Source organism: Bifidobacterium simiiventris, from assembly GCF_019331715.1.
Lineage (GTDB): Bacteria > Actinomycetota > Actinomycetes > Actinomycetales > Bifidobacteriaceae > Bifidobacterium > Bifidobacterium simiiventris.
In genome coordinates, this window is the sequence record NZ_JAHBBG010000002.1 from 364,633 (window position 1) to 389,608 (window position 24,976).

The 24,976-nt window shown below is 63.0% G+C and carries 21 protein-coding genes and 1 tRNA gene; 14 read left to right on the forward strand and 8 right to left on the reverse strand.

The window, feature by feature from the left end:
• Positions 1-73: 73 nt before the first annotated feature.
• The 3 genes from glgC to KIH76_RS03995 form a co-directional block, all read right to left on the reverse strand.
• The gene (glgC, locus tag KIH76_RS03985; protein ID WP_214373500.1) at positions 74-1,321 is read right to left on the reverse strand and encodes a glucose-1-phosphate adenylyltransferase; all 1,248 of its coding nucleotides are present in this window, start codon (positions 1,319-1,321) and stop codon (positions 74-76) included.
• A 154-nt stretch (positions 1,322-1,475) separates the two neighbouring features.
• Complete coding sequence (locus tag KIH76_RS03990; protein WP_214373501.1) at positions 1,476-2,342, reverse strand: TrmH family RNA methyltransferase; 867 nt, start codon at positions 2,340-2,342, stop codon at positions 1,476-1,478.
• Between the two features lie 72 nt (positions 2,343-2,414).
• Positions 2,415-2,502, reverse strand: a tRNA-Leu gene (locus KIH76_RS03995).
• A 135-nt stretch (positions 2,503-2,637) separates the two neighbouring features.
• On the opposite strand from KIH76_RS03995, the gene KIH76_RS04000 reads away from it, so the two are divergent.
• The 6 genes from KIH76_RS04000 to era all read left to right on the forward strand — a co-directional run bounded on the left by KIH76_RS04000 (position 2,638) and on the right by era (position 8,309).
• On the forward strand, positions 2,638-3,432 hold the full coding sequence (locus KIH76_RS04000) for a 16S rRNA (uracil(1498)-N(3))-methyltransferase (protein WP_214373502.1): 795 nt from the start codon (positions 2,638-2,640) through the stop codon (positions 3,430-3,432).
• A gap of 140 nt (positions 3,433-3,572) precedes the next feature.
• Positions 3,573-3,911 (forward strand): histidine triad nucleotide-binding protein, encoded by a 339-nt coding sequence (locus tag KIH76_RS04005; RefSeq protein ID WP_214373503.1) that lies wholly within the window; start codon positions 3,573-3,575, stop codon positions 3,909-3,911.
• A 3-nt stretch (positions 3,912-3,914) separates the two neighbouring features.
• A complete protein-coding gene (locus tag KIH76_RS04010) occupies positions 3,915-5,147 on the forward strand; it encodes a PhoH family protein (RefSeq protein ID WP_214373504.1) in 1,233 nt (410 codons plus the stop codon).
• On the forward strand, positions 5,144-5,689 hold the full coding sequence (gene ybeY / locus KIH76_RS04015) for an rRNA maturation RNase YbeY (protein ID WP_214373505.1): 546 nt from the start codon (positions 5,144-5,146) through the stop codon (positions 5,687-5,689). Before KIH76_RS04010 ends, ybeY begins: the two co-directional genes overlap by 4 nt.
• 141 nt (positions 5,690-5,830) lie before the next feature.
• Positions 5,831-7,273 carry a hemolysin family protein gene (locus KIH76_RS04020; protein WP_214373506.1) on the forward strand — a complete coding sequence of 481 codons (1,443 nt, stop codon included), beginning with the start codon at positions 5,831-5,833 and terminating at the stop codon, positions 7,271-7,273.
• 1 nt (position 7,274) lies between these two features.
• Positions 7,275-8,309 carry a GTPase Era gene (gene era, locus KIH76_RS04025; RefSeq protein WP_214373507.1) on the forward strand — a complete coding sequence of 345 codons (1,035 nt, stop codon included), beginning with the start codon at positions 7,275-7,277 and terminating at the stop codon, positions 8,307-8,309.
• A 217-nt stretch (positions 8,310-8,526) separates the two neighbouring features.
• Here era and KIH76_RS04030 read toward each other — a convergent pair whose 3' ends face one another.
• Positions 8,527-10,560 (reverse strand): AMP-dependent synthetase/ligase, encoded by a 2,034-nt coding sequence (locus KIH76_RS04030; RefSeq protein ID WP_214373508.1) that lies wholly within the window; start codon positions 10,558-10,560, stop codon positions 8,527-8,529.
• Positions 10,561-10,831: 271 nt separating this feature from the next.
• Between KIH76_RS04030 and KIH76_RS04035 the strand changes: the two genes are divergently transcribed.
• Genes KIH76_RS04035 through KIH76_RS04045 form a run of 3 tightly spaced genes read left to right on the forward strand, consistent with a single transcriptional unit; the run spans position 10,832 to position 13,766 of the window.
• On the forward strand, positions 10,832-11,974 hold the full coding sequence (locus KIH76_RS04035) for an NAD(P) transhydrogenase subunit alpha (RefSeq protein WP_214373509.1): 1,143 nt from the start codon (positions 10,832-10,834) through the stop codon (positions 11,972-11,974).
• A 22-nt stretch (positions 11,975-11,996) separates the two neighbouring features.
• A complete protein-coding gene (locus KIH76_RS04040) occupies positions 11,997-12,314 on the forward strand; it encodes an NAD(P) transhydrogenase subunit alpha part 2 (RefSeq protein ID WP_152359064.1) in 318 nt (105 codons plus the stop codon).
• Complete coding sequence (locus KIH76_RS04045; protein ID WP_214373510.1) at positions 12,315-13,766, forward strand: NAD(P)(+) transhydrogenase (Re/Si-specific) subunit beta; 1,452 nt, start codon at positions 12,315-12,317, stop codon at positions 13,764-13,766.
• 74 nt (positions 13,767-13,840) lie between these two features.
• Here KIH76_RS04045 and KIH76_RS04050 read toward each other — a convergent pair whose 3' ends face one another.
• The gene (locus KIH76_RS04050) at positions 13,841-14,839 is read right to left on the reverse strand and encodes an alpha/beta hydrolase (protein WP_219069380.1); all 999 of its coding nucleotides are present in this window, start codon (positions 14,837-14,839) and stop codon (positions 13,841-13,843) included.
• Between the two features lie 320 nt (positions 14,840-15,159).
• On the opposite strand from KIH76_RS04050, the gene KIH76_RS04055 reads away from it, so the two are divergent.
• The 4 genes from KIH76_RS04055 to KIH76_RS04070 all read left to right on the forward strand — a co-directional run bounded on the left by KIH76_RS04055 (position 15,160) and on the right by KIH76_RS04070 (position 20,315).
• Positions 15,160-15,789 (forward strand): 50S ribosomal protein L25/general stress protein Ctc, encoded by a 630-nt coding sequence (locus KIH76_RS04055; RefSeq protein ID WP_219069382.1) that lies wholly within the window; start codon positions 15,160-15,162, stop codon positions 15,787-15,789.
• Between the two features lie 311 nt (positions 15,790-16,100).
• Positions 16,101-17,228 carry a branched-chain amino acid aminotransferase gene (locus KIH76_RS04060; RefSeq protein WP_219069384.1) on the forward strand — a complete coding sequence of 376 codons (1,128 nt, stop codon included), beginning with the start codon at positions 16,101-16,103 and terminating at the stop codon, positions 17,226-17,228.
• Between the two features lie 143 nt (positions 17,229-17,371).
• The gene (locus tag KIH76_RS04065; protein ID WP_338023561.1) at positions 17,372-19,246 is read left to right on the forward strand and encodes an ATP-binding cassette domain-containing protein; all 1,875 of its coding nucleotides are present in this window, start codon (positions 17,372-17,374) and stop codon (positions 19,244-19,246) included.
• A 280-nt stretch (positions 19,247-19,526) separates the two neighbouring features.
• On the forward strand, positions 19,527-20,315 hold the full coding sequence (locus KIH76_RS04070; protein WP_214373514.1) for an SDR family NAD(P)-dependent oxidoreductase: 789 nt from the start codon (positions 19,527-19,529) through the stop codon (positions 20,313-20,315).
• Between the two features lie 278 nt (positions 20,316-20,593).
• On the opposite strand, the gene KIH76_RS04075 is transcribed toward KIH76_RS04070, so the two are convergent.
• From KIH76_RS04075 to KIH76_RS04085, 3 genes are all read right to left on the reverse strand, one after another.
• Positions 20,594-21,481, reverse strand: a complete 888-nt coding sequence (locus tag KIH76_RS04075) for an ABC transporter ATP-binding protein (RefSeq protein ID WP_236036807.1) — start codon at positions 21,479-21,481, stop codon at positions 20,594-20,596.
• Positions 21,478-22,728 (reverse strand): CynX/NimT family MFS transporter, encoded by a 1,251-nt coding sequence (locus tag KIH76_RS04080; protein ID WP_219069386.1) that lies wholly within the window; start codon positions 22,726-22,728, stop codon positions 21,478-21,480. The genes KIH76_RS04075 and KIH76_RS04080 overlap by 4 nt, the downstream gene beginning before the upstream one ends.
• A gap of 66 nt (positions 22,729-22,794) precedes the next feature.
• A complete protein-coding gene (locus KIH76_RS04085; protein ID WP_214373517.1) occupies positions 22,795-23,340 on the reverse strand; it encodes a hypothetical protein in 546 nt (181 codons plus the stop codon).
• Between the two features lie 185 nt (positions 23,341-23,525).
• On the opposite strand from KIH76_RS04085, the gene KIH76_RS04090 reads away from it, so the two are divergent.
• Positions 23,526-24,938, forward strand: a complete 1,413-nt coding sequence (locus KIH76_RS04090; RefSeq protein ID WP_219069388.1) for a DHA2 family efflux MFS transporter permease subunit — start codon at positions 23,526-23,528, stop codon at positions 24,936-24,938.
• The last annotated feature ends 38 nt before the right edge of the window (positions 24,939-24,976 follow it).

Sequence of the window (24,976 nt, forward strand, 5' to 3'; positions counted from 1 at the left end):
TTTCTTCGGTACAGCAACGACAAAGCCCCGGCCATATGGTCGGGGCTTTAGGCTATCTGATGAGTTTTGCCGATCAGTCGTCGACGATCGTGCCCTTCGGCACCACCGTGATGCCTTCCGGGGTCACAGTGAAGCCGCGTTCGAGATCATGCTCGGTGTCGATGCCGACGGTCGAGTTCTCGGTGAGCACGACGTTCTTGTCGAGGATCGCCTTGTACACGCGCGCACGACGGTTGATGATGACGCCGTCGAACAGCACGGAATCGACGACCTGCGCCCACGAGTGGATACGCACGTTCGGCGAAAGCACGGAGTGGTGCACTTCGCCGCCGGAGACGATCACACCGGGGGAGACGATCGAATCGGTCGCGTGGCCCAGACGGTCGCGGCCGGCATGCACGAACTTGGCCGGCGGCAGCGTACCGGAATCGGTGTAGATCGGCCACGCCTGGTTGTACAGGTTGAACTCCGGCACATAGGCGATCAGATCCATGTGCGCATCGTAGAACTGCTTGATGGTACCCACGTCGCGCCAGTAGGCGTGATCGGTCTCCGTCGCGCCCGGGATGACGTTCGTGTTGAAGTCGTACACGCCGGCTTCGCCGCGTGCCGCGAAGTACGGGGCGATGTCGCCGCCCATGTCGTGCTTCGTATCCTCGGCCTTCTCGTCCTTGGCAAGCGCGTCGAACAGGGCGTCCGTGTTGGCCACATAGTTGCCCATCGAGGCGAGGAATGAATTCGGATCGTCCGGCAGACCTTCGGTCGTGGCCGGCTTCTCCTGGAACTCGCGGATCTGGTTCGGGTGGTTCGGGTTCACGCTGATCACGCCAAACTGGTTCGACTGTGCGAGCGGCTGACGGATGCCGGCAACCGTGAACTCGGCGCCGGATTCGATGTGCTGCTCGACCATCTGGCCGAAGTCCATGCGGTAGACGTGATCCGCGCCGACGATCACGACGATGTCGGGCTGCACGTCCTCGATGATGTTGATGGTCTGGTAGATCGCGTCGGCCGAACCGAGATACCAATGCTTGCCAAGACGCTGCTGCGCGGGCACAGGGGAGACGTAGTTGCCCAGCAGGGAGGAGAAACGCCACATCTGCGAGATGTGACGGTCGAGGGAATGGGACTTGTACTGCGTGAGCACGATGATGTGACGGTAATCCGAATTCACCAGGTTGCTCAACGGGAAATCGATCAGGCGGAACACGCCTCCGAAGGGGACTGCGGGCTTCGCGCGATCACGGGTCAACGGCATCAGGCGAGTTCCTTCACCGCCAGCCAGGACGATGGACAGGATTTTCTGCTTGTTCTTCGCCATCCGATGCTCCTCTCTTTCGGTCATCCACAGCGTCTTGCGACACCGAACTGCTTGCACCCACGCTTCATCGCAGGGGCGACACTGTCAATACTCGCACAAATTCGGCGACACGCAAGGCAACCACGCTGGCATGTCGCCGTAATTTCGTGACTTTTCAGCGAACTGCGGTCGAATAGAAGGCGACGGCACTCGACGCGGCCACGTTGAGCGAGTCCACGCCGTGGCTCATCGGGATCTTCACCGTCAGATCGGCGTTCGCGATGGTGTGCCGGCTCAACCCGTCGCCCTCGGTGCCGAAGATCAACGCCAGTTTGTCGATATGGTCGGACGCCGCCGCATCGTTGTTCAGCCGGCGCACCAATTCGTCCAGGCTGATCGAGTCGTCGGTCAACGCCATTGCCACGGTGGTGAAGCCGAGATCATGCAGCTCCTTCAGTCCGTCGAACGGCCATGCGTGCTTCGATTCCGTGCCGATGCGGGTCCACGGGATCTGAAAGACGGTGCCCATCGACACCCGGGCGGCGCGCCGGTACAGAGGATCCCCGCATGAGGGGGTCACGAGCACGGCGTCCACGTCGAGGGCCGCAGCCGAACGCATGAGCGCGCCGACGTTCGTATGGTCGACGATGTTCTCCATGACCGCGACGCGACGGGCGTCTCGACACACCTCGGCCACGGACGGCAGCGGCCATCGACGCATCGCGGCCAGCGCGCCGCGGTGCAGACGGTATCCGGTCAGCTGCTTCAGCTGTTCGGGAGAGGCGACATACACGGGAATGTCAGGCCCCCAATGCGCGTCCACGAACGCGAACGTGCTGGCCATGCCTTCGATCCACGGTTCCTCGACCAGCAGCGAAATCGGCTCACGACCAGCCGCGAGCGCCCGGTCGATGACCTTGGGGGATTCTGCGATGAACAGGCCTTTGGCCGGCTCCAAGCGGTTGCGCAGCTGGATTTCGGTCAGGTTCGTGTATGCCGCGACACGTTCGTCGTCGATGGAATCGATGGTGATGAACCGCAAGGAAGCCTCCGCTGATCGTCGATAGTCACGGTAGATACAAGAAAACCCCGTGTTTCCACGGGGTTTCGCTCGTGTCCGAGATGGGACTTGAACCCACACGCCTGTATAAAATAGGCACTAGCACCTCAAGCTAGCGCGTCTACCATTCCGCCACCCGGACGAGTGCGTTGTTCAGACAACAACCGATAACTATACTCACTCGGCACCGATCGTCAAATCGATTCTCTCTTGCGGCGTGTCGTCAATGGCCGCAACGGTTTTCGTTTCGTTGCAGGGATTGTGTAGCCTAGTGCCCATGACGAATCCTCTGTTTCTTCTCGATCCTGCGCATGACGATGTGCCGGTGAACAGCGACGAGCTCAACACCGGATGGAAGCTCACGTTGCCGTCTTCGGTGCGCCGGCACGCCATCCAGGCGATGCGGCTGGCGGACGGCGACGAACTGGATCTGTCCGACGGCGAAGGGCTGCGCATCCACGCCGTGATCGCCGACGCCGCGGCCGGGTTGGCCGAAGTGCGCGAAGTCGGCCGCGAACCCCAGCCGGTCGCCAGACTCGCCTTGATCCAGGCGCTGGCGAAGACCGGCCATGACGAACAGGCCATCGACATGGCCACGCAGATCGGCGTCGATCAGGTGATCCCGTGGCAGGCCGACCGCTCGATCGCCAAATGGAAGGCCGGACGCACCGACCGTAAATGGAGCCAGGTGCTCGCCGCCGCAACCGAGCAGTCTCGTCGCGCATGGATGCCGGAACTGTCCGAATGCGTCACCAGCAAACAGATGCTTGCCATCTGCCGGCGCGCCTGCGTGCACGGCGATCTGGTCGTCGTGCTTCATCAGGACGCGACCGATACCTGGGACGGCATCGAGACGTTGGCGCGGCAGTTGGCTGACCGGTGCTTGGACGACGGCAGGACTCGCACCATCAACGTGATGGTCGGCCCGGAGGGCGGCATCAGCGAGGACGAGGTCTCCGCGTTCCGTGACGCGGGGGCACACGTGTGCGTGCTGGGCGGCAACATCCTCAGGGCGGCAACCGCCGGCCCGGTCGCGCTGACGCTGCTGGCCCGCACGCTTGGCCGCATGTAAGCGGATTCCCCAAGGCGTGGGAAATGCGCGACGCCGGCCGTCGGACCGATCGTCCGCATGCGACCCCATATTCCCGCAGCCAAACGACCACCCTGCGCAATAGCATGGAAGACGGCAACGAAACGCAACAAAGGAGCGATATGAGCGAGTCCACGGACTGCCTGTTCTGCAAGATCATCGCGGGTCAGATCCCCAGCACGAAGGTGTACGAGGACGACACCACCTATGCCTTCAAGGACATCAACCCGAAGGCCAAGGTGCACGTGCTCATCGTGCCGCGCAAGCATTACGCGAACGTGGCGGAGCTCGCCAAGGACGATCCGGCCGAACTCGCCCACATCGTCGAGGTCGCCCAGTCCATCGCCGACCAGGAGTTCCACGGCGCGTACCGCCTGATCTTCAACACCGGCCTTGACGCCGGCCAGACCGTGTTCCACGTGCACGCCCACGTGCTCACCGGCGAGACCCTGGACGAGTAGCCCGTGGCGACGACGACACGAACCATCACCATCCCCGCCGAACTTGACCCGGTCGCCGTGCTCGGTCCCGTCGACGAGGTGCTGCGGGAAGTCGAACGAGCGTTCCCTGAGCTGACCATCATCGTGCGCGGCAACCGCGTCGCGATCATGTCGCACGGCAAGCAGACCGAATCTCAGGCCGCGCAGGCCGAGGACGTGGTCAACACGATCATCCAGGCGGCGTACAGCGCGCCGATGGACGCCGACACCGTGCGCAGGATGATCGACCAGCAGGTGCTGCCCAACCGTGTGCGGCAGGAACGGTTCGCGGGACGTACCGGACAGCCCGGTCGTGCCATGCGATCCGGCCGATCGATGTTCCTCTCGGGCGGCGGCCCGCACGCCTCCGAGACCATGCCCGACATCCATGCGGACGATGCGGCACAACGCAAGCCCCGCGTACCGGGCGTCATCACCTATGCGTTGGGAGTCCCGGTCCGTGCGAAGACCGCCGGCCAGATCGCCTACGTCAACGCGATCGAATCGCATACGATCACGTTCGCCATCGGCCCCGCCGGCACTGGCAAGACGTACCTTGCCGTGGCCAAGGCCGTGCAGGCGTTCCAGGAGAAGAAGATCCGACGCATCATCCTGACGCGTCCGGCCGTCGAGGCGGGGGAGAACCTCGGTTTCCTGCCGGGAACGCTCAACGAGAAGGTCGATCCGTACCTGCGCCCGTTGTACGATGCGCTCTCGGACATGCTTGGCTCTGACCAGATGCGCCGTTACATGGACGACGGCACGATCGAGGTCGCGCCGCTCGCCTATATGCGTGGCCGCACGCTCAACGATGCGTTCGTGATCCTCGACGAGGCACAGAACACGACCGAGCAGCAGATGAAGATGTTCCTGACCAGATTGGGTTTCAACACGACGATGGTCATCACCGGCGACATCACGCAGGTCGATCTGACTGTGCCGAGGTCGGGCCTGGCCACCATCGAGCATATCCTCGGCGGCATTGACGACATCGCGTTCGCGCATCTGGAAGCCGCCGATGTGGTGCGTCACCGGCTCGTCGGCCAGATCGTCGCCGCATACGAACGACATTCGGCCATCGCCGGCGACCACAGCACCAAGGCCCGCCGCGAATACGGCGAGGCCAAACAGCGCGGACTGCATATCGGTGCCGCGAACGGTGCCGCGCCGGCCGATACGACGAGAGACAGCAACGAAGGAAAGGACGAACGGCGATGAGCGTCGATGTCACCAACGAAACCCCTTGGACCATCGATCCGAAGGTGTTCTCCGACCTCGGCGTGTGGGTGATGGACCAGATGCGCGTGAGCACGCAGTCCGATCTGACCATCCTGTTCGTCGACCCCGAACCCATCGCCGAGCTGCACGAGCGTTGGATGAATCTCGAGGGGCCAACCGATGTGATGAGTTTCCCGATGGACGAGCTGCGCCCCGGTGACGGCAAGACCGTGATGGAAGGTGTGCTCGGCGATCTCGTCATCTGCCCGTGGGTGGCCGCCCAGCAGGCCGCTTCGGCAGGCCACAGCACGCTCGAGGAGATGATGCTGCTCACCATTCATGGCATCCTCCATCTGCTCGGCTATGACCATGTCGGACCCGAGCAGGAGCGCCAGATGTTCGGTCTGCAACGTCAGCTGTTGCTCACGTTCATCGCGGTGCGCCAGACCATCGGTGACCCGGTCGTCCTGCCGGCCGGCACCCCCGACGTGCTCGCCGAATACGATCGGGTCCACGGTAACAACCGTCAGCTCGGTCACTGAGTGAGTCCTGTCGGTGCGTCGTCGTGTCGGTCGACTTTCCGGCATGACGACGCATAGTCGCCGCGCATGAGCGTCACCGTCAATCATCAAGCCACCCATCCTTCCAATCCACGAACCGTCCTCAACCTGTAAGGAATCCAGATGCCATCCGACACGTCGGCGATAGTGCTGACCGTTATACTCATCCTCGTGGCCGCCCTGCTGGTGTGGCTTTCGCTCACGCTGGCCGCGGCCGAAGGTGCCGTCTCGCGCGTGACGCGGGCCAGCCTCAACAACCTCATCCTCGAAGTGCAGACCGATGCGGAGACTTCGCAGTTCCTGCGCATGAAGAAGATCGGCCGGATCCACAAGGTGCAGCATCTGATCGCCGACCGGTACGCGACGGCCGGCTCATGCGCGTTCTTCCGCATCACCTGCAACGTGCTCGACGGCGTGCTGGTCGCCTGCATCGCCGCGCTGTTCGAGGCGCCGTTGTGGGCGGAACTGCTCGTCGGATTCGTGTTCGCGATCATCGTGGGCGTCGTGTCGATCCTCGTGCGCCCGCGTTCGGCGGGGGCGCTCAAACCGGTCGACATCATGCTCGGCCGTGCCACGCTCGTATCGATCGCCGCGTGGCTGACCCCGTTCGCCCGCGTCGGCGGCCAGCGCGACCCGAAGAAGCGCGACCGCGATTCCGATCTGTCGGACGACGAGGAACTTGAGAAGATCCAGCTCGAACAGGGGCGCGCCACCATCGACCGTCTCGTCGAGGCGAACGATTTCGATCCGGAAGTCTCCGAAATGCTGCGCAATGTGCTCACGTTGTCGGAGACGCTCACGCGTGAGATCATGGTGCCGCGCACCGACATGATCTGCATTGAGAAAACCGAGACGCTCGAAAGTATGCTCAAATTGTGCTCGCGCTCTGGCTTCTCCCGTGTGCCGGTGATCGGCGACGATGTGGACGATCTGATCGGCGTCGCCTATCTCAAGGACGCGGTGCGGGCCACGGCGTTCAACCCTGCGGCGACTAGCCGTGAGGTCGCGTCGATCATCCGCCAGCCAATGCTCGTGCCCGAATCGAAACCCGTGGACGACCTGTTCCATGAGATGCAGCGCACTCGCCAGCATGTGGCCATCGTCGTGGACGAATATGGCGGTATAGCAGGACTCGTGACCATCGAGGATGCGATCGAGCAGATCGTGGGCGAACTCGAGGACGAGCACGATCGCACACAGCACGCCGAGCCAGAGAAGATCGGGGACCACAAGTGGAGCATGCCGGCGCGTACGCCGATCGCCGACCTGGAGGAGATCTTCGAGATCGACATCGACGAGGACGACGTCGACACGGTGTACGGCCTGCTGACCAAGCTGATAGGTCGGGTGCCGATCGTCGGGGCGTCCGCCGTGACGCGCGGCCTGCGCCTGACCGCCGTGGATTCCGCCGGACGACGCAAGAAGGTATCCACCATCGTTGTGGAACCGGCGCACGTCGAGGGCGTCGGGGAAGATGTCGATTCATCGAGTGAAGCAGACGACAGCGCCGACAATGGTACGCAGACCGCCGAACGCGCGGGCCGTGACGACAGCAGCAAGGAGTGACATGAGCGATATCGAGCAGCAATACGACGAGGACGGTGCCAGCGTGCACGAGACGGCGGCGGATACGGCGAACGACGGTCCGGTGCAGGGCGAACAGCCGTACCGTTCCGGTTTCGTGGCGGTGGTAGGCCGTCCGAACGTCGGCAAATCCACGCTGATCAACGCGCTGATCGGCAAGCAGATCGCCATCGCGTCGTCCCGCCCGGAAACCACGCGTAAGGCCATCCGAGGCATTCTCACCACCGACAACGCGCAGCTTGTGCTGGTCGACACGCCGGGCATCCACCGCCCGCGCACGCTGCTCGGCCAGCGTCTCAACGATATCGTCGAGGAATCGCTGTCCGAAGTCGACGTCGTCGCGTTCCTGCTGCCGGCGGATCAGGAGATCGGTCCCGGCGACAAACGCATCCTGAGCAGGCTCCGCGCCGATTTCGCGACCAAGCGCGACGACGGCACATTCAAGTGGAAGGTGCCGCTGATCGCGATCGTCACCAAGATCGACGAGCTCAACCGCGAACAGCTCATCAACAAGCTCATCGAGATCAACGAATTCGCCGACTTCTCGGACATCGTGCCCGTGAGCGCGCTCGAGCACGACAATCTGAATGAAGTGAAGAATGTGCTCATCGACCACACGCCCGAAGGCCCACAGATGTATCCGGACGACCAGATCAGCGAGGAGCGGCCCGCGGAGACGATCGCCGAGCTGGTGCGCGGCGCGTTCCTCGAGGAGCTGGACGACGAGCTGCCGCATTCGCTGGCCGTGGTCGTCGACTCGATCGAATACCCGCAGGACAATGAGTCCGGCGCGTCCTACGATGGCAAGATTCAGGTGCTCGTCTCCGTGTATGTGGAGCGTGATTCGCAGAAGCCGATCATCATCGGCAAGGGCGCGGAGCATCTCGTACGTGTCAAAAAGAAGCTGCGCACGCCGGTCAACCGCATCGTCGGCGGCAAAGCCAAGCTTGACCTGCACGTCAAGGTTGCCAAGGGTTGGCAGTCCGATCCTAAGCAGCTGGAAAAATTAGGATTCTAATGTTTCCAGCTGCTTAGGATCGCTTCGCGGCTCGCTATCGCGGCCGCTCACTTCGCCTACGGACAGTCCACTGGACTGTCCGTTTAACGGCTCAGCCAAGCAGCTTGAGCGGCTGGGATTCTAATTCTTCCAACTCTTAGGATCGCTTCGCGGCTTGTTGCCGCGGATATGAGTAAGGCTCCCGATTGGGAGCCTTACTTCGTTGTTGGAGCGGATGTTACTTCCGCTTGGTGTACATCTGCGTGTTGAGCAGGGTGGAGTAGCGCTTGATGACCTTCGGACGGATCACCTTGAGAGAGGCGGTCATCAGACCATTCTCCTGGGTGAAGTCCTCGGGCAGGATGATGAACTTGCGCACGGATTCGGCGCGGGAGACGCCCTCGTTCGCCTGATCGACCCACTTCTGCACTTCGGCGCGCACGGCCGCGTTGGCCGCCGCGTCCTCCAGCGACATGTTGCGGTCGAGGCCTTTCGCCTCCAGCCACGGACGCAGTGTCTCCTCGTCCAGCGTGATGAGCGCCGAGATGAACGGACGCTTGTCGCCGAGCACCAACGCGTGCGAGACGAACTCGCAGCGCTGAATCACCTCTTCGATCGGACCGGGCGCCACATTCTTGCCGCCGGCGGTGATGATGAGATCCTTCTTACGGCCGGTGATGTACAGGAATCCATCGTCGTCCAGCCGGCCCAGATCGCCGGTCGCGTGCCAGCCGTCCGGCGTGAACGCGTTCTCGGTCGCCTCGTCGTTCTTGTGATAACGGTGGAACACGACCGGACCGCCGACCTGGATCTCGCCGTCCTCGGCGATGCGGATCTTGAAGCTCGGGAACGGCACGCCGACCGAACCTTCGTGGAACGGCACGCCGAGCGGGTTGAACGCGCACGGAGCGGTCGTCTCCGTCAGGCCGTAGCCCTCGTAGACCGGGATGTTCGCGCCGCGGAAGAAGTTCATCAGCTCCGGGTCGAGCGGGGCGCCGCCCGAGACGATCCACTTGGCACGTCCACCGAGCGCCTCGCGCAGCGACTGGTAGACGATCGGATCGAACGAGGCGCGACGCATGGCGGTCAGCGTCTTGGCCTTGCCGAATTCGCTGACCTCCTTCATGTACTGCTGCGCGGCGGTGACGGCGGCTGCGAACACGACGCCCTTCGCGCCATGGCCGGCCTTCTGCGAGGCCGCATTATACACCTTTTCAAGCACACGCGGCACCACGATCATTACGGTCGGGCGGGCCACCTGCAGGTCGGCGAGCAGCGTCTTGATGCCGGTCGCGATGTAGATGCGCATGTTGGAGGCCACGCAGATGTAGTTGATCGCGCGTGCGAACGTATGCGCCTGCGGCAGGAACAGCAGGATGGATCCGGACTTGTCGTGCTGGAGCAGATCGGGCATGTAGTCGCGCAGGTTGAACGCGTCCGTGCAGTAGTTCTCGTGCGTCATCTCGACGCCCTTCGGCGCGGACGTGGAACCGGACGTGTAGATGATCGAGCACAGGTCGGTCTTCTTGAGCGAGGCGATGCGCTCGTCGAGCTGCTCGTCGCTCACCGAGCTGCCGTACGCGGCGATCTCGTCCAAGCCGCCCGTCTCGATGCAGATGATGTGCTCGAGCGACGGGCATTCCTCGATCGCGCCGTCCGCCTTCTCGCGCATGGCGGTGTCCTGCACGATCAGCAGACGTGCGTCGGAGTTGTTCACGATGTTGCGGATCTGCTCTGCCGAATCGGTGTCGTAGATCGACGCGAGCACGCCGCCGCACGACATGATCGCCGCGTCGGCCAGATCCCACTCGTACGACGTGCGGCACATGAACGCGACCGCATCACCCTTCTTCAAACCGTAGTGAAGCAGGCCCTTGGCCACCTTGCGCACTTCGGCAAGGAACTCGTTGGCCGTCTTGGTCACCCATTCACCGTTCGACTTGAACGTGTACAGAGGCTCATCACCCATGCGCTGGGCGCGGTCCTCGTACACACTGTAAATGGTCGTATGCTCGTCCAACGGCGGATTGCCGGCCGTTTCCGCGGTCAACAGACCGGTCTGCGGGTCGATGAACGTGGTGGTCGGGTATCCCGGGCCCCATTCGTCGGTGTGCGGCAGGGCGCGGTTGTCGTCGACGATGCTCTCGGGGGAGATGTAATCGGGTGCGTCCGACGAGTCGTCGCTGATCGGGTGAACGAAATCACCCCCCAGCCGCAGTGCCTTCTGCACAAGACCGGCCGCTTGCTTGTTCAATGAGGTGATGACGGACACGTGACTCTCCTTGACGTTCTCAAAACCACTTCGATGGTCAATCAATCTTCACATCTTAATCGCTCTTTACCGCGCCGTCACCTTACGGTAGCGTAAGGAAAGGCGGCATATGGCCGTTTCGGGTGGAGGCGGATGGGTCTGAACGACGGCGATGTGCGATTGACAGCGGTTGCATACGTATTCACTACGTGGGATGCTCGCGCCGAAATTCCGCAGACTCGCTACACTGAGGCCATGTAAGCAATGGTTGCTTAGGAAAGAAAGGGCTCTCATGGCTGAAACCCAGGAAGCCGTCGTGACGTTTGGTGTTCTTAACGAAACATCTGAGCACGAGTCGCGCGTCGCATTGACGCCCGACATCGTCACACGGTTGCGCAAGGCTGGCGTATCCTGCCTGTTGGAAAGCGGCGCCGGACTGGCCGCGCAATACACGGACGATGACTATGTGAAGGCGGGGGCGCAAGTGCTGGCCGCCGACGAGGTGATCGACAAGGCCGACGTGCTCGGATTCGTCGACCGGCCGTCCACGGAACTGATCGGACGGCTCAGGCCGGGCACATGGGTGATCGGCATGCTCGGCTCGTTCACCGACGCCGAATATGTGGCCGCGCTCGACAAGGCCGGACTGGTCGGCGTGGCAATGGAGAAACTGCCCCGCCAGCTCAGCTCCGCGCAGTCGATGGACGAAATGACCTCGCAGAACTCCGTGATGGGCTACAAGGCCGCACTCGTCGCCGCCAACGCCTACGGATCGTTCTTCCCGATGATGACCACGGCCGCCGGCACCATCCGCCCGGCCAAGGTGCTCATCCTCGGCGCCGGCATCGCCGGCCTGCAGGCCATCGGCACGGCACGCCGGCTCGGCGCGGTCGTCACCGCATACGACGTGCGTCCGGCCTCGCGCGGTGAAGTCGAATCGCTCGGCGCGAAGTTCCTCGACCTCGGTCTCGACTTCTCCGCCGGACAGGGCGAAGGCGGCTACGCGCGAGCCCTCACCCCGGAGGAACAGGCCGCCCAGCAGGCGGCCGTCGACCAGAAGGCCACCGGCTTTGATGTCATCATCACCACCGCGAAGGTGCCCGGCCGTAAGCCCCCGGTACTGCTCACCAAGGCCGGCGTGGACGGCCTCAAGCGCGGCGCGGTGATCGTCGACTGCGCGGCCAGCGATCTCGGCGGCAACGTCGAAGGTTCCACGGTCGGCACGAGTGTCACCGACGGCGGCGTCACCATCATCGGCGCGCCGTATCTGGCCAGCGACGTCTCCAACACCGCGACGAACCTGCTCGCCCGCAACGTCGGCGACGTGCTCGCGCACTTCGCCAAGGACGGCAGACTGGTCATCGACCTGAACGAGGAACTCGACGACGCGCTCATCGTCGCCGGCCGGCCCGCAGCGGCCCCGGCACAGGCGTAGGGGAAGAAAGGGGAGAACCATCATGGATATCGTCGTAGCGATCACCCTGTTCGTATTGGCGCTGCTCATCGGCGTCGAGGTCATCGGCAAGGTGCCGGCGACCCTGCACACGCCGCTCATGTCCGGCGCGAACTCCATCCACGGCATCGTCATCGTCGGCGTCGTCATCGTCGCCGCGCACGCCACCAGCCCGCTCGCATGGGTGTTCATCTTCCTGGCCGCGGTGCTGGGCACGATGAACGTCGTCGGCGGCTACGTGGTCACCGACCGCATGCTCGAGATGTTCAAGTCCGACAAGACCAAGAAGCAGGACGCCGACAAGAACGAGGAGGCCAAGTAAATGGGTACGCTGGAACAGACGCTGGGCACGCCGCTCGGTGTCGTCGAATGGTTCGTCTACCTGCTGGCCGCCGTCATGTTCGTCATCGGCCTGCACCTCATGAACTCGCCGAAGACCGCACGTCGCGGCAACCTGATCTCCGCGGCCGGTATGGTCATGGCCTGCGTCATGGCGTTCATCGTGCTGTTCGTCGGTGAGATCGGCAACGGCTTCCAGCACGGCGTGGCCGTCGTGCTGCTCATCGCCGGCATCGCGATTGGCGCGATCGCGGGCGTGTGGAGCGCCAAAAAGGTCAAGATGACCGACATGCCGCAGCTCGTGTCCGTGTTCAACACGGTCGGCGGCGGCGCGGCCGCGCTCGTCGCGCTCAATGACATCCTCAACTCTGAGGACGCGGCCGGTCCCGGCCTCGTCGTGCTCATCACCGCGGGACTCGGCATCATGATCGGTTCGGTCACGTTCACCGGATCGCTCGTCGCCGCAGGCAAGCTGCAGGGCGTCAAGTTCCTCAGGAAGCTCACCCTGCCGGCCAAGGGCGTGTGGAACATCGCGTTCATCGCACTTACCGTCATCGCGTTCGTCATGCTGTGCGTGCAGCCGTCCAACGCGGTGCTCTGGTGCATCCTGACCACCGTGTTCGCGCTCGGTTACGGCCTCGTGTTCGTCATCCCGATCGGCGGCGCCGACATGCCGGTCGTCATCTCCGTGCTCAACGCGTGCACCGGCACCGCCGTCGCCATGAGCGGCCTCGCGATCAACAACATCGCGCTCATCGTCGCCGGCGCCCTCGTCGGCGCGGCCGGCGTGACCCTGTCGCTCGCCATGAGCAAGGCCATGAACCGTCCGCTCATGAGCGTGCTCGCCGGCGGATTCGGCGGTGGCTCCGATGCGGCCGGCGGCGCGGAAGGCCCCGAAGGCACCATGAAGGAGACCTCCTCCGACGATGTGGCCGTGCAGCTCGTCTACGCCGACAAGGTCATCTTCGTGCCCGGCTTCGGCCTTGCGCAGGCGCAGGCGCAGCGCGAGCTCGCCGACCTGGGCGAGCTGCTCAAGGGCCACGGCGTCGAGGTCGAATATGCGATCCACCCGGTCGCCGGCCGCATGCCCGGCCATATGAACGTGCTGCTCGCCGAAGCAAACGTGCCTTACGAGGAGCTCGTCGACCTCGACGACATCAACCCGCAGTTCCCGAGCGCCAACGTCGCGCTCGTCGTCGGCGCGAACGACGTCACCAACCCGGCCGCACGCCGCCCCGGCACCCCGGTCTCGGGCATGCCGATCCTCGACGTCGACAAGGCACAGAACGTCGTCGTCATGAAGCGCGGCCGCGGCAAGGGCTACGCCGGCATCGAAAACGAGCTGTACTTCAAGGACAACACGCAGATGCTGTTCGGCGACGCGAAGGCGGGACTGCAGGCCGTCATCGCAGCCGTCAAGGAGCTCATCGCGTAACACGCCCAACAAGAAAGGGCGGTCTTCCTCCAATAAGGAAACCGCCCTTTCTTCGTATCTACAGCTCTTCGTATCTACAACCCGAACACGCCGCGCACGAAGCCGGTGACCTTGCGCCAGTACATATCCGGGGCCGTGCTCGCGCTCATCGCATGTCCGGCGCCGGTGATGAGCAACCGATCCCGGTGCAGGCTCGCACACGCCTGATAATTGCGATCGAGGAACGACGGGTCGACGAAGGTGTCGGCCGCGCCGTGGATAAACAGCATCGGCACCGTAGCGTGCCTGAGCGACGCCACGCTCGACGCCTCCGTGAAGCCGTATCCCGCGGTCCGGCGGCATGCGGCGCTCATCGCCCTGACCACCGGTACGGCAAGCCATTTGTTCGGCAGCCGGTACAGTCCCTTCGCGTTGAACAGGAACTGGTCCCATACGGACGTATACCCGCAGTCCTCGATCGCCGCGACCACGTTGCGCGGCAGGTCGGGCTCGCCAACCGTCATCATCACGCACGCCGCGCCCATCGACAGGCCGTCCAGCAGAATCCGCGCGTCGGGATCGCTGTCGACGATCAGCCGTATCCACGTCATCAGATCACGCCGCTCCAGCCAGCCCATACCGGTATACCGCCCCTCGCTCAGCTCATGGCCTCGCATCGCGGGAGCAAGCGTCGTGAATCCGAGGCGTGCGAACCGGTGCGCGTATTTCGCCATTTCGGCCGGCGTCCCTGTGTAGCCGTGCATGCAGATCGCGTACAGATGCGGTTGCGGAGAAACGCAATCGGGATCAAGCAGCCATCCGTGCAGCCTCAGCTCGTCCTCGCTGAACGCGACCACCGGCTGTTTCGATTCGTCGAACCATCGTGCGGCCTCGGCCTCCTCGTCGGCGTCCCGGTGCGGCCCTTCCAGATCCGCGCCTCTGACCTTGCCGGTCCTGACGAGTTTCATCATCGACCAGGGGAATCGCGTGTCGATTGTGAACCGGAACATGGCCTCGCCCACCCCGTACAGCATGCCGGCAGCCGCGGCGACGGCCCCGGCGCCGATCAGAACATTGCGTGTAACCCGCCTCATCGCATCCTCGATTCCCTATGGCAATACGCTATCTTCCATTGTATGTCCGGCGGCTGCGTATACTGGTGAGCTGTTGCTTTGGCAGGCCGAGCCGTTAAGCAAACAGTCCGGTGGACTGTTTGTAGGCGAGGGGAGCGCGGCATCCGCGCGACCCAACCGAGCCGAAGCATGTTGCTTTGGCGAGGGAAGATACCGTCTCGTAAGAGTCCCCAAGTCTTCCGTAATCGACTCGGCGTATGGCTCACCTCCTTGGTGCGTTCTGCGACGCGTCGTGGCGTCAAACAGACAGAACGACAAGTAACAAACCAAGGAGACCAATCATGGCTACCACCATCAAGCTCGAGGGCGAAGTCCGCGACGAGTTCGGCAAGGGCGCTGCCCGCCGTATGCGCGTCGCCAAGCAGATCCCGGCGACCATCTACGCCGGCGGTGAGGCCCCGGTGTTCGTCAAGCTCCCGATGAAGGAGACCACCCTGTCCCTGCGTCACACCAACGCGCTGTTCTCCATCGCGTTCGGTGACCAGACCAAGCTGGCCGTCGTCAAGGACGTGCAGCGCAACCCCGTCAAGCGCATCGTCGAGCACGTTGACTTCTACGAGGTCAAGGCCGGCGAGAAGATCGACGTCGAGGTCCCGGTGTTCGTCGAGGGCACCCCGAAGGGCGTCGCCGTCGCGTTCGTCGACGTGCAGGAGCTCAAGGTCCGCGCCGATGTCGCCAACCTGCCGGAGAAGATCGTCGTGAACGTCGACGGCCTGACCGACGGCACCAAGGTCCTGCTCAAGGACATCGTCCTGCCGGAGGGCGTCGAGCTCGATATGGATGACCTCGAGGAGTCTGTCGTCACCGTCGAGGTGCCGGAGGATGCCACCGAGTCCACCGCCGCTCCGGAGGCCGCCGACGCCGCCGCCCCGGCTGACGCCGCTGCCGCTCCGGCCGCGGACGCCAAGTGATCCGACTAGGCGATCATCTGACGCTCGGTAATCCGAGATAATCGATACCGTATCGACGCTGCATCGATACCGCGAAGGTCCGTACGAGACGAACTTGTACGGACCTTCGTGCGTTCATGTGGCCCGTATCATGCCTTGCGCAATCCATATTCATAATGTGAAATCCAGCATGCCCACCGGTGTGGGTGTGTGAGAGAGTAACAACCAGAACCGGTGCCACAAGCGCCGATTGCATACACCATCACATGCCGGCCGTGGCAGACGCTGCATAACGAGCGCTGCGGCGGGCATCGTATAAAAAGAAGTAAGCAATGACTGAACAATCCCATCACGATTCCGCGGCCCTCGACAAGCTCGCCGAGCCGTTCACCGTCCTGCCGAACGACAACCCGGCCTCCGATGCAAAGCGCAACGAACTCATCGACAAGCCGGCTTTCGGGCAGGTCTTCTCCGACAACATGGCCCACATGACCTGGACCAAGGGCGAAGGCTGGGGCGACCGTCGTATCGAGCCATATGCGCCGCTCAAGATGGACCCGGGCGCATCCGTGCTGCACTATGCGCAGGAATGCTTCGAAGGCCTCAAGGCCTACCGCCACGCCGACGGTTCCACCTGGCTGTTCCGTCCGGACGCGAACGCCGAGCGTTTCCAGAACTCCGCCAAGCGTCTGTACCTGCCGGAACTGCCGATCGACGATTTCCTCGGCTCCGTGGCCGCGCTCGTCAAGCGTGACGTGAACTGGGTGCCGTCCCGTCGTGAGTACACGCTGTACATGCGTCCGTTCATGTTCGCCTCCGAGCCGTTCCTCGGCGTGCGCGCCCCGCAGGAAGTCGACTACTGCGTGATCGCGTCCCCGTCCGGCCCGTACTTCCCGGGCGGCGTCAAGCCGGTGAGCATCTGGGTTGAGGACAAGTGGTTCCGCACCGGCCCCGGCGGCACCGGTTTCGCCAAGTGCGGCGGCAACTATGCGGCCTCCCTGCTCGGCGAGTACACGGGCATCGCCAACGGCTGCCAGCAGGTGTGCTTCGTGGATGCGGCCACCAAGACCTATCTTGAGGAACTTGGCGGCATGAACATGATGGTCGTGCACAAGGACGGCCATGTTGAGACTCCGTCGCTGACCGGCAACATCCTGCCGGGCGTGACCCGCCGCTCGCTGATCCAGCTGCTGCAGGACAAGGGCCATGACGTTGTCGAGACGATGATCGCGCTCGACCAGCTGCTCGAGGACATCAAGTCCGGCGAGGTCACCGAGGTGTTCGCTTGCGGCACCGCCGCCATCATCACCCCGATCGGTCGCTTCAAGTCCGAGAAGTTCGATGTGACCGTCGCCGACGGCGGCTCCGGTGAGCTGACCGTCGCGCTGCGCAACGAACTGCTCGGCATCCAGCTCGGCGAGATCGACGATCCGCACAACTGGATGTGGAAGGTTTGCTGAGACCGATTCTCGGTATTGATTAACTGAAGATCCCCGCGAACGGCATTGTTCGCGGGGATCTTGTCGTATTGAGAATGACGACTGTTCTCACGATGACGGTTGGTCGTAATTTTTTTAACGTTGACTTTCTATGCTGTCCTACTGTGTTTGAGAACAAGAGTGAGAAGAAGGATCAGGTCGGCCGGCTGAGGCCGTTTCGTGACGCGATGGTGACGTCGTGGCGTACGAGCGCGTATGCGTTGCGCAAGCGTCCGGTACGTACGGTGGTGATGTGGCTGTCGATGCTGGTAATGATGGCGATGCCGTCGTTGCAGGTGTGGATGATCGGCTGGGCGTGCGGCCCGGACGGTCTCGGCATGGGGTCGGCGCTTGGCGCGGGCCGGTTCGCGTTGATTCTGGTGGTGTTGACGGTGGGCGCGGTGCTCATGTCGGTATCGTCGTCGTTGGCGCAGGACATGCGCGACCTGTTGCAGGAGCCGTTGATGGCCGAATACCAGTCCGATCTGACCGATGCGCTGGCCAACCTGACGCCGGCACAGACCTTGGACGACGAGGTGACCGCACAAGTGCGTGCGGCGCGTGACGCCATCCCGTACAATGTGGCCTCGCAGGCCGCGGACGCCACGTCGGTAGTGGGCGCGTTGATATCGATGATCATGCTGGCCGGATCTCTGTGGCACATGCATCCGTTGGCGGCGGTCATGATCGCGGTGGCGATGATCCCCGAATTGCTGGCACAGTTCGGCGTGGAAAAACTGGCGAACGAACTATGGCCGAAGCGCGGCAAGGAGTCACGTCGTGCGAACTACTTCGAACGGTTGCTGGATTATCCGCCGTCGAGTACGGAAATCGCGGCCACGGCCGGCTCGTTCGGCATTCCGGCGCAAGCACGAGTCAGGTATTTCACCATGGCCGGCATGTGGGAACGCGTCTCATGGCGCAGGGTGCAGCTGACCGTGGCGAGCTCGTTGGCGTTCGCGCTGTTGACCGGCGGCGCGTTCTGGCTGATCCTGACATCCGGCCATGCGGCGGCCACGAGCATTCCGGCGGCCCTGGTCGGCATCATGACGGGACTGTCGGTGACGCGCACCACGGGCGAGGCGTTCGGCAACCTGATGGCGTCCACGCCGATGATCCTTGCCTACGACCGGCTCATGGATCTGCTTCACGCGAATCCCGCGATCCCCGAGACGGAGGGGCCGGTTGGCGTGCGTGTGGAGCACCTGACATACGCATATCCGACCGTCGCGAAGAGCGACGACGAATCGGGCGGTAACGGCGATGTGGAAAGTGAGAAGACTAAGCCGACCTCGGCCGCCCAGACTCCGGCGTTGAACGATGTATCGCTGGACGTCGCACCGGGATCGATCGTCGCGCTGGTGGGCGAGAACGGGTCCGGCAAAACCACGCTCGTCAAGCTCATCGCCGGCATACTCGACGCGCCGGATGGCACCGTTGGCTTGACCTCGGAGGAGCCTGGTGGCGAGCGTTCCCTAGATGCATGGACGGAACGACTGGGCGCATCGAGCATGGTGTTCCAGGACTTCACGCACATCGAAGTGACCGTGCGCGAGTTCATCGACCCCGCAGGCCGCCACATGGATAGCGAACTGCGCGACGGCCTGCATCGCGCCCGCGCGCTCGACATCGTGGATGCGCTGCCGAACGGGCTCGACGCGCAGCTCGGTCAGGAATGGGGCGGCGTGGGCCTGTCGGGCGGCCAATGGCAGCGCCTTGCGTTGGCGCGCACGTTCCTGTCCGGCAAGCCGCTATGGGTATTGGACGAGCCGACCGCCGCGGTCGACGCGACCGCCGAGGCTGCGATCTACCACGACCTGATCGCCAACCGTCCTGCCGGTGTCACCGTGATCGTCATCAGCCACCGGCCGCGCGTTCTGACCAACATGGACCAGATCGTCGTCCTCGATCACGGCCGCATCAGCGAAACCGGCACTTACCAGCAGCTGCTCGACCGCAACGGCGCCTTTGCCACACTCGTCACCGACAGTCTTGAATGACCGCGGCATGTTGTGTGAGCCGTACATGTCCGTATTCGTCCCTCTTTCGCCCGTTTGCACGTGGAAAGTGGGTAAATACGGACACGAAAATCCGTAAGTGGGTATTTGGATACCAAAAAGCTCCGATTTGAGGGGCATAATGGTTGAGAAATACCCACTTACGGGTTCTCGCATCCGTATTTGCCCACTTGTGAAAGTTCTCTCTATCCCTGAACGGGACTGCGCAAGTCGGACCGGCCATCGTGCCTATACTTGGCTGCATTCGCAGCAAGGAGGTTCGATGATGGACGATTCAATGACGAACGACATGGCCGGAGACACTCCGACGGGAGGACGATTCGCCGGCAAGTATGCAGTGGTGACGGGCGGCGCGCGCGGCATCAGCTACGCGGCGGCCGAACGGATGGCCGCGGAAGGATTAGCCGGCGTGATCCTGGCCGACCTCAACGGTGAACAGGCGGAGAGAAGTGCCGCGGTGCTCGCCGAACGTTACGGCTGCGAGGCGTACGGCATCAAGGTCGACGTGTCCAAGCCGCACAGCATCGAGGCGCTGTTCGCACGCGTCGGCGAACTGTTTCCGAGACTGGACATCCTGGTCAACGGCGCCGGCATCTGCCCGACCACGCCGATCGAGGATCTCGACGCCGACCAATGGGACTGGTGCATGAACATCAACCTGCGTGGCGCCCACCTGTGCGTGCGCGAGGCGATCAAAACCATGAAGCCGCAGCGCTCTGGAGCGATCGTGAACATCGCCTCTCTGGCCGCGCGCGTCGGCGGCATCGCCTCGTCGGTCAGCTACGCCGCATCCAAGGGAGGACTGCTGACGGCCACGCGCAGCTATGCGAAGATCCTCGGCCAATACGGCATCCGCGCGAACGCCGTCTGCCCGGGCGTGATCAACACGGCGATGACCGCCGGCACCGGCTACACGGCGGCCGGCATCCCGCTCGGCCGGCTCGGCGAAACAGACGATGTCGCCGGCGTGATCGCGTTCCTCGCCAGCGACGACGCGCGCTACATCACCGGTCAGGGCATCGACGTCAACGGCGGCGCGTACATGAGCTGAGCCGGGGGATGATGCTGTTTGGAATAATGGCAAAACTCAAATACTCAGCTGGTTTCCGCGAGCTTCGTTAGTTGCGTTTTCGTTGCAATGATGCCGGTTCCGTTACCCTCGCCAGATTCGTTGATTGCCACTGATTTCGCTGATTGCTGCTGATTTCGTTGTTTTCCGCGGTCGCTGTGTCCCGGTGGTGTCCGCATCGGTTCCAGTGCTCCCCAGTCGAATGCGACATAATGACTGAGGAGCACTAGAACCGGCGACGAGGCGTTCATTCGGACCGCTCATGCGAAACGCAGCCGGTGCGAGGCTCTCCATCGCTGCCCGGTTCGCTCTACGTGTAACGGGACGCCGAACATCGATTCGAGACGTTTGTCGGTAAGTCCTTCGTCAAGTGGTCCGGTGAATGTGATGGTTCCCGGTGTCGTGTTGCCGTCAAGTGTGGCGTAGATGCGCGGATGCGTGTCGAGGTATGTCATGCACTCGTGTTCCGTCATTCGGCCCATCATCGCGATATGGTCGAATCCGGCGGGGATGTCCTCCACTTGATGCGTGACGAGCAGCATCGTGCGCTCGTCCCCTCGCGAGGCCAGCGCCGATAGTTCTCGCAATACCGTTTCACGGCCACCCAGATCAAGGCCGGTGGTCGGTTCATCGAAGATTAGGAGATCCGCCGGCGAGACGAGCGCGCGGGAGATCATCACCCTCGTGCGTTCGCCTTCGGACAGGTTGCGCCACTGTTTGCCGATCAGATATGCGATGCCGAGCCGGCGCATCATCTCGTACGCCTTCTCGTATGCCTCGTCAGCCGAATCCTTCGTTCCTCTTGGAATCCCCGAGGCGACGACCGTGAGCGGGTTCATTCCCGACCCGATGTTGTGCCCGAACGCCGCCGAGACGATGGCCACGCGGGTGCGACGGCGCTCCGGATCCGAGCCCGCGACTGTTCGGTCCCCGAAGACGCGCAGTTCGCCGACGTTGGGGTAGGTGCGCATCGCGATCATTTCCAGCAGTGTGGATTTTCCCACTCCGTTCGGTCCGAACAGCACCCATCGTCCGCCGGTGGCAATGGTGAGGTTTACGTCGGCAAGGATCAGCCGCCGATTGCGATAGTAGCCCACCGACCTGGCTAGTACCATTGCTTCGTAGGGTGTTTCGCCGAGCATGGTCATCGCCCCGCTTCCTTATTCCGTCCGATGATGATGCCGATGGCGGTCTGTGCGACGGCTAGTATGGCCAGCATGATGAGCACCGTCCGCCATCCCGAGGTGATGTCGTAGATCGTTCCGGCCAATGTGGGACCGACTGCGGCGAGCAGGTATCCGACGCATTGAGCCATGCCCGACAGTTGCGTCGTCTCCTCGGTGGTCGAGGTCTTCAATCCGATCAATGAGAGTGCCACGACCAGAGAGCATCCCGAGCCGATGCTGGCGACAATGATCCACAGCAGATCGAGCCGCGGTGCGAATGCCAGTCCGAGCGTACCGATGGCCAATGGCACGCTGGCGACGACAACGGCGGCGACCTGGCTGTCGCCCTTCAGCAGCACGGGGATGAGCAGTCCCATGACGATACCGACGAGCTGGAAGACCGCCAGATGCCAGCCGGTCCGGTCGGCGGGCACGCCGAAGGAGACCTCGATGGTGGGCAGCCAAGTGACGCACACGTAATAGTTCACAGATTGCAGCCCCATGAACAGGGTGACGGCCCATGCCTCCGGCCTTTTCCACATGGAGACGCGGAGTCGGGTCTCCGATGCCGTACTCTGTCGGCTGCGGGGCTGCGCATCGGCGGCGGTCTTCGCAGCCGGGGTCGTCCTTTGCGCATTCGCCCGTGAACGCCATAGCCACAGCAGCGTGACGATTCCGGCGGGAATGGCCCAGATGCCGAGCGTGCCCTGCCACCCGATTGCATCGGACAGGGGCAATGTCACGGCCGAGGCGAACGCGGCCATGCCGGTCATGCATGCGGAGTATATGCCGGTGGCCAGTGATGTGTGGCCGGGGTAGTCGCGTTTGACTATGGCCGGCACCAGAACGTTGCCCACCGCGATCGAGCAGCCGATGACGAGCGTGCCGGCCCACAGTCCGATGGTGCCGCACGTCGAACGGATCACGATGCCGAGCGTCAGAAACGCCATCGCGGCCAGCACGGTGCGTTCGATGCCGAGGCGTTCGGCCGCATGGTGCACCATAGGGGAGACGAGGGCGAACGCGAGGATGGGCAACGAGCCGAGCAGTCCTTGCATCGTCGCGTTGAGATGTTCGGACGCTCCTATTCGAGGCAGCAGCGGGCCGACGGATGTGAGCGGAGCACGCAGGTTCAGCGCGACGACGAAGACCAGCGCAGTCAGTATCGATGCGGCGAATCGCGATGCCGACGATGGGATGGGATGATGATGTTCTGTTATCTGTTCCATGATGATTGACTAGATGATTGAGAGTATCCGTGTGATGATGCTGTTGATTCGTATAGGGGTTGTTCGTTATCGTCCGTCGGGGATCCGAGCGGCGATGGCGTTGAGGTTCTCGGCGACCGCCGCGATGATCTCGTCGTCGCTTTGCCCGCCCTCCAGCTTGAGTAGTCCGAGTGAGTGGAGCGCACCGGCTATGGAGAAGACGGCGGCGATGCGCTCGTGCTCGTTCGCCGCTTGGGCGGAATACCGTTCGACGAGCGTCGCTTCGATTTTGCGGAACATGGCTTCGGGACGGTCTGCGAACAGGATGCGCAGATCGTCGATCTGGCTGTCGATGGCCGGCCTCCAGCCGTTGAGGAACGCGAGCGGATCGGACAGGATCTTGTCCTTGGCGGGGTAATGCTCCAGCATTGCGTCGATGGTCTCGTCCTCGAGTTTGTCGTTCAGGTCGTAGACGTCGAGGTAATGCTTGTAGAACGTGCTCGGGTTGACGAGAGCAAGGTCGCAGATGTCCTTGACTTTGACCTTCGAGACCGGAACTCCCGATGCCCGCAGGCGTAGGAACGCCTCGCGGATCGCCTTGCGGGTCTTGACGATGCGCAGATCGGTCACCATGTCCCCTTTCGTTTGTCGGCGGCGTCATTCCCGCATCGGCTTGTAAGTCGCGTGTTATGCGACGATTCAGGCGAATCGTCGCATAAGCGAAGAATGTCGCATATCGGTGGTTGCCATCCGTTGTGTTTCGATAATAATTGATGCTCGTCGAATAATCAACAACTATTGTTTATCGGAGTGTTATTGTGAAACTTGGCATCAACAGAAAACAATGGATCATGGTCATCGTGCTGCTCATGGGCACATTGCTGGCCGTGCTCAACATGTCGGTGGTCACGCCGGCGCTGCCTTCCATCATGAAGGACCTCGGGGTGGATTCCACCACCGTTCAGTGGCTGTCCAGCGGCTATTCTCTGGTCGAGGCGATGGTCATCCCGCTCGCAGCGTTTCTCATGGGGCGCTTCTCCACCCGCAGACTGTTCATCGGCTGCATCTCGTTGTTCGCGGCCGGCAGCCTCGTCGCCGCATTCGCGCCGACATTCCCTCTGCTCATGGTCGGCCGGGTGCTTCAGGCCCTGTGCACCGGCGCGATCATGCCGATGGTCACCGCGGTGATCCTGCTCGTGTTCCCCAAGGAAAGCCGAGGCACGGCAATGGGCATCACCGGACTGGTCGTCGGCTTCGCGCCGGCGCTCGGCCCGTCCGTCTCCGGCGTGATCATCGATTCGTTCGGCTGGCGCACGCTGTTCGTCATCATGGCGGTCGTCTCGCTGATCGTCATCGCGTTGGCCGCCGTCTACCTGCGCAACTTCGACGGCTTCCAGCCGGGCGCGTTCGACCCCGTCTCCGTGCTGCTTTCCTCGATCGGTCTGGCATGCCTGCTGTACGGTCTGTCCACGTTCACGTCCACCGGCAACATGGTGCTCACCGTCCTGCTGATCGTCATCGGCGTGCTGCTCGTCGCCGTGTTCGTGCGTCGACAGCTCAAGGCGAAGGAGCCGATGCTGCGCGTCGGCATCCTCGCCAACCGCACCTATGCGCATTCGGTGATCATCGTGGCGTGCATGCAGGCCGCCCTCATGGGCTGCAACGTCATGGTGCCGATGTTCATCCAGACCGTGCTCGGTGCATCCGCTACCGCCAGCGGGCTCGCCATGCTTCCCGGCGCCCTCATCGGCGCATGCTGCGGTATCGTCTCGGGCCGCCTGTTCGACAAATACGGCATCCGCAAGGTCGCCCTGCCCGGCCTGACGGTCATGACCATCGGCGGCGTGCTCATGGCTCTGCTCGGCGCGGACGCCTCGGTCATCCTCACGGCATGCGCCTATACAGTGCTCTACGCGGGACTCATGTTCGCCATGACCCCGGTGAACACTTGGGGCATCAACGCACTCGACAACGAAAACATCGGGCACGCGCAAAGCGTGACCAACACCGTCGGACAGATCGCCTCCTCGATGGGCACAGCCCTCATCGTATCCATCTCCGCGCTGTCCACCACCCTCGCGCCCACCGCCACCGAACACGCGCAATCCATACTCGGCTCGACGCTGGCATTCGCCACCATCGCGGTCATCCTCGCGGCCGCCCTCGTCACAGCGCTTCTGGCGACTCGAACGCGCCGAGGCACGACGAAACGGACTCTCGTCGGGCAGTGACCAAAACGACAACGTATCAACAGACACGGAACCAAAAC

Excerpts from the sequence above, each read along its gene's own strand:
- glgC (WP_214373500.1), bottom strand. The coding sequence starts at position 1,321 with ATGGCGAAGAACAAGCAGAAAATCCTGTCCATCGTCCTGGCTGGCGGT.
- KIH76_RS04000 (WP_214373502.1), top strand. The coding sequence starts at position 2,638 with ATGACGAATCCTCTGTTTCTTCTCGATCCTGCGCATGACGATGTGCCG.
- KIH76_RS04005 (WP_214373503.1), top strand. The coding sequence starts at position 3,573 with ATGAGCGAGTCCACGGACTGCCTGTTCTGCAAGATCATCGCGGGTCAG.
- ybeY (WP_214373505.1), top strand. The coding sequence starts at position 5,144 with ATGAGCGTCGATGTCACCAACGAAACCCCTTGGACCATCGATCCGAAG.
- KIH76_RS04020 (WP_214373506.1), top strand. The coding sequence starts at position 5,831 with ATGCCATCCGACACGTCGGCGATAGTGCTGACCGTTATACTCATCCTC.
- era (WP_214373507.1), top strand. The coding sequence starts at position 7,275 with ATGAGCGATATCGAGCAGCAATACGACGAGGACGGTGCCAGCGTGCAC.
- KIH76_RS04035 (WP_214373509.1), top strand. The coding sequence starts at position 10,832 with ATGGCTGAAACCCAGGAAGCCGTCGTGACGTTTGGTGTTCTTAACGAA.
- KIH76_RS04040 (WP_152359064.1), top strand. The coding sequence starts at position 11,997 with ATGGATATCGTCGTAGCGATCACCCTGTTCGTATTGGCGCTGCTCATC.
- KIH76_RS04045 (WP_214373510.1), top strand. The coding sequence starts at position 12,315 with ATGGGTACGCTGGAACAGACGCTGGGCACGCCGCTCGGTGTCGTCGAA.
- KIH76_RS04050 (WP_219069380.1), bottom strand. The coding sequence starts at position 14,839 with ATGAGGCGGGTTACACGCAATGTTCTGATCGGCGCCGGGGCCGTCGCC.
- KIH76_RS04055 (WP_219069382.1), top strand. The coding sequence starts at position 15,160 with ATGGCTACCACCATCAAGCTCGAGGGCGAAGTCCGCGACGAGTTCGGC.
- KIH76_RS04060 (WP_219069384.1), top strand. The coding sequence starts at position 16,101 with ATGACTGAACAATCCCATCACGATTCCGCGGCCCTCGACAAGCTCGCC.
- KIH76_RS04070 (WP_214373514.1), top strand. The coding sequence starts at position 19,527 with ATGATGGACGATTCAATGACGAACGACATGGCCGGAGACACTCCGACG.
- KIH76_RS04075 (WP_236036807.1), bottom strand. The coding sequence starts at position 21,481 with ATGACCATGCTCGGCGAAACACCCTACGAAGCAATGGTACTAGCCAGG.
- KIH76_RS04080 (WP_219069386.1), bottom strand. The coding sequence starts at position 22,728 with ATGGAACAGATAACAGAACATCATCATCCCATCCCATCGTCGGCATCG.
- KIH76_RS04085 (WP_214373517.1), bottom strand. The coding sequence starts at position 23,340 with ATGGTGACCGATCTGCGCATCGTCAAGACCCGCAAGGCGATCCGCGAG.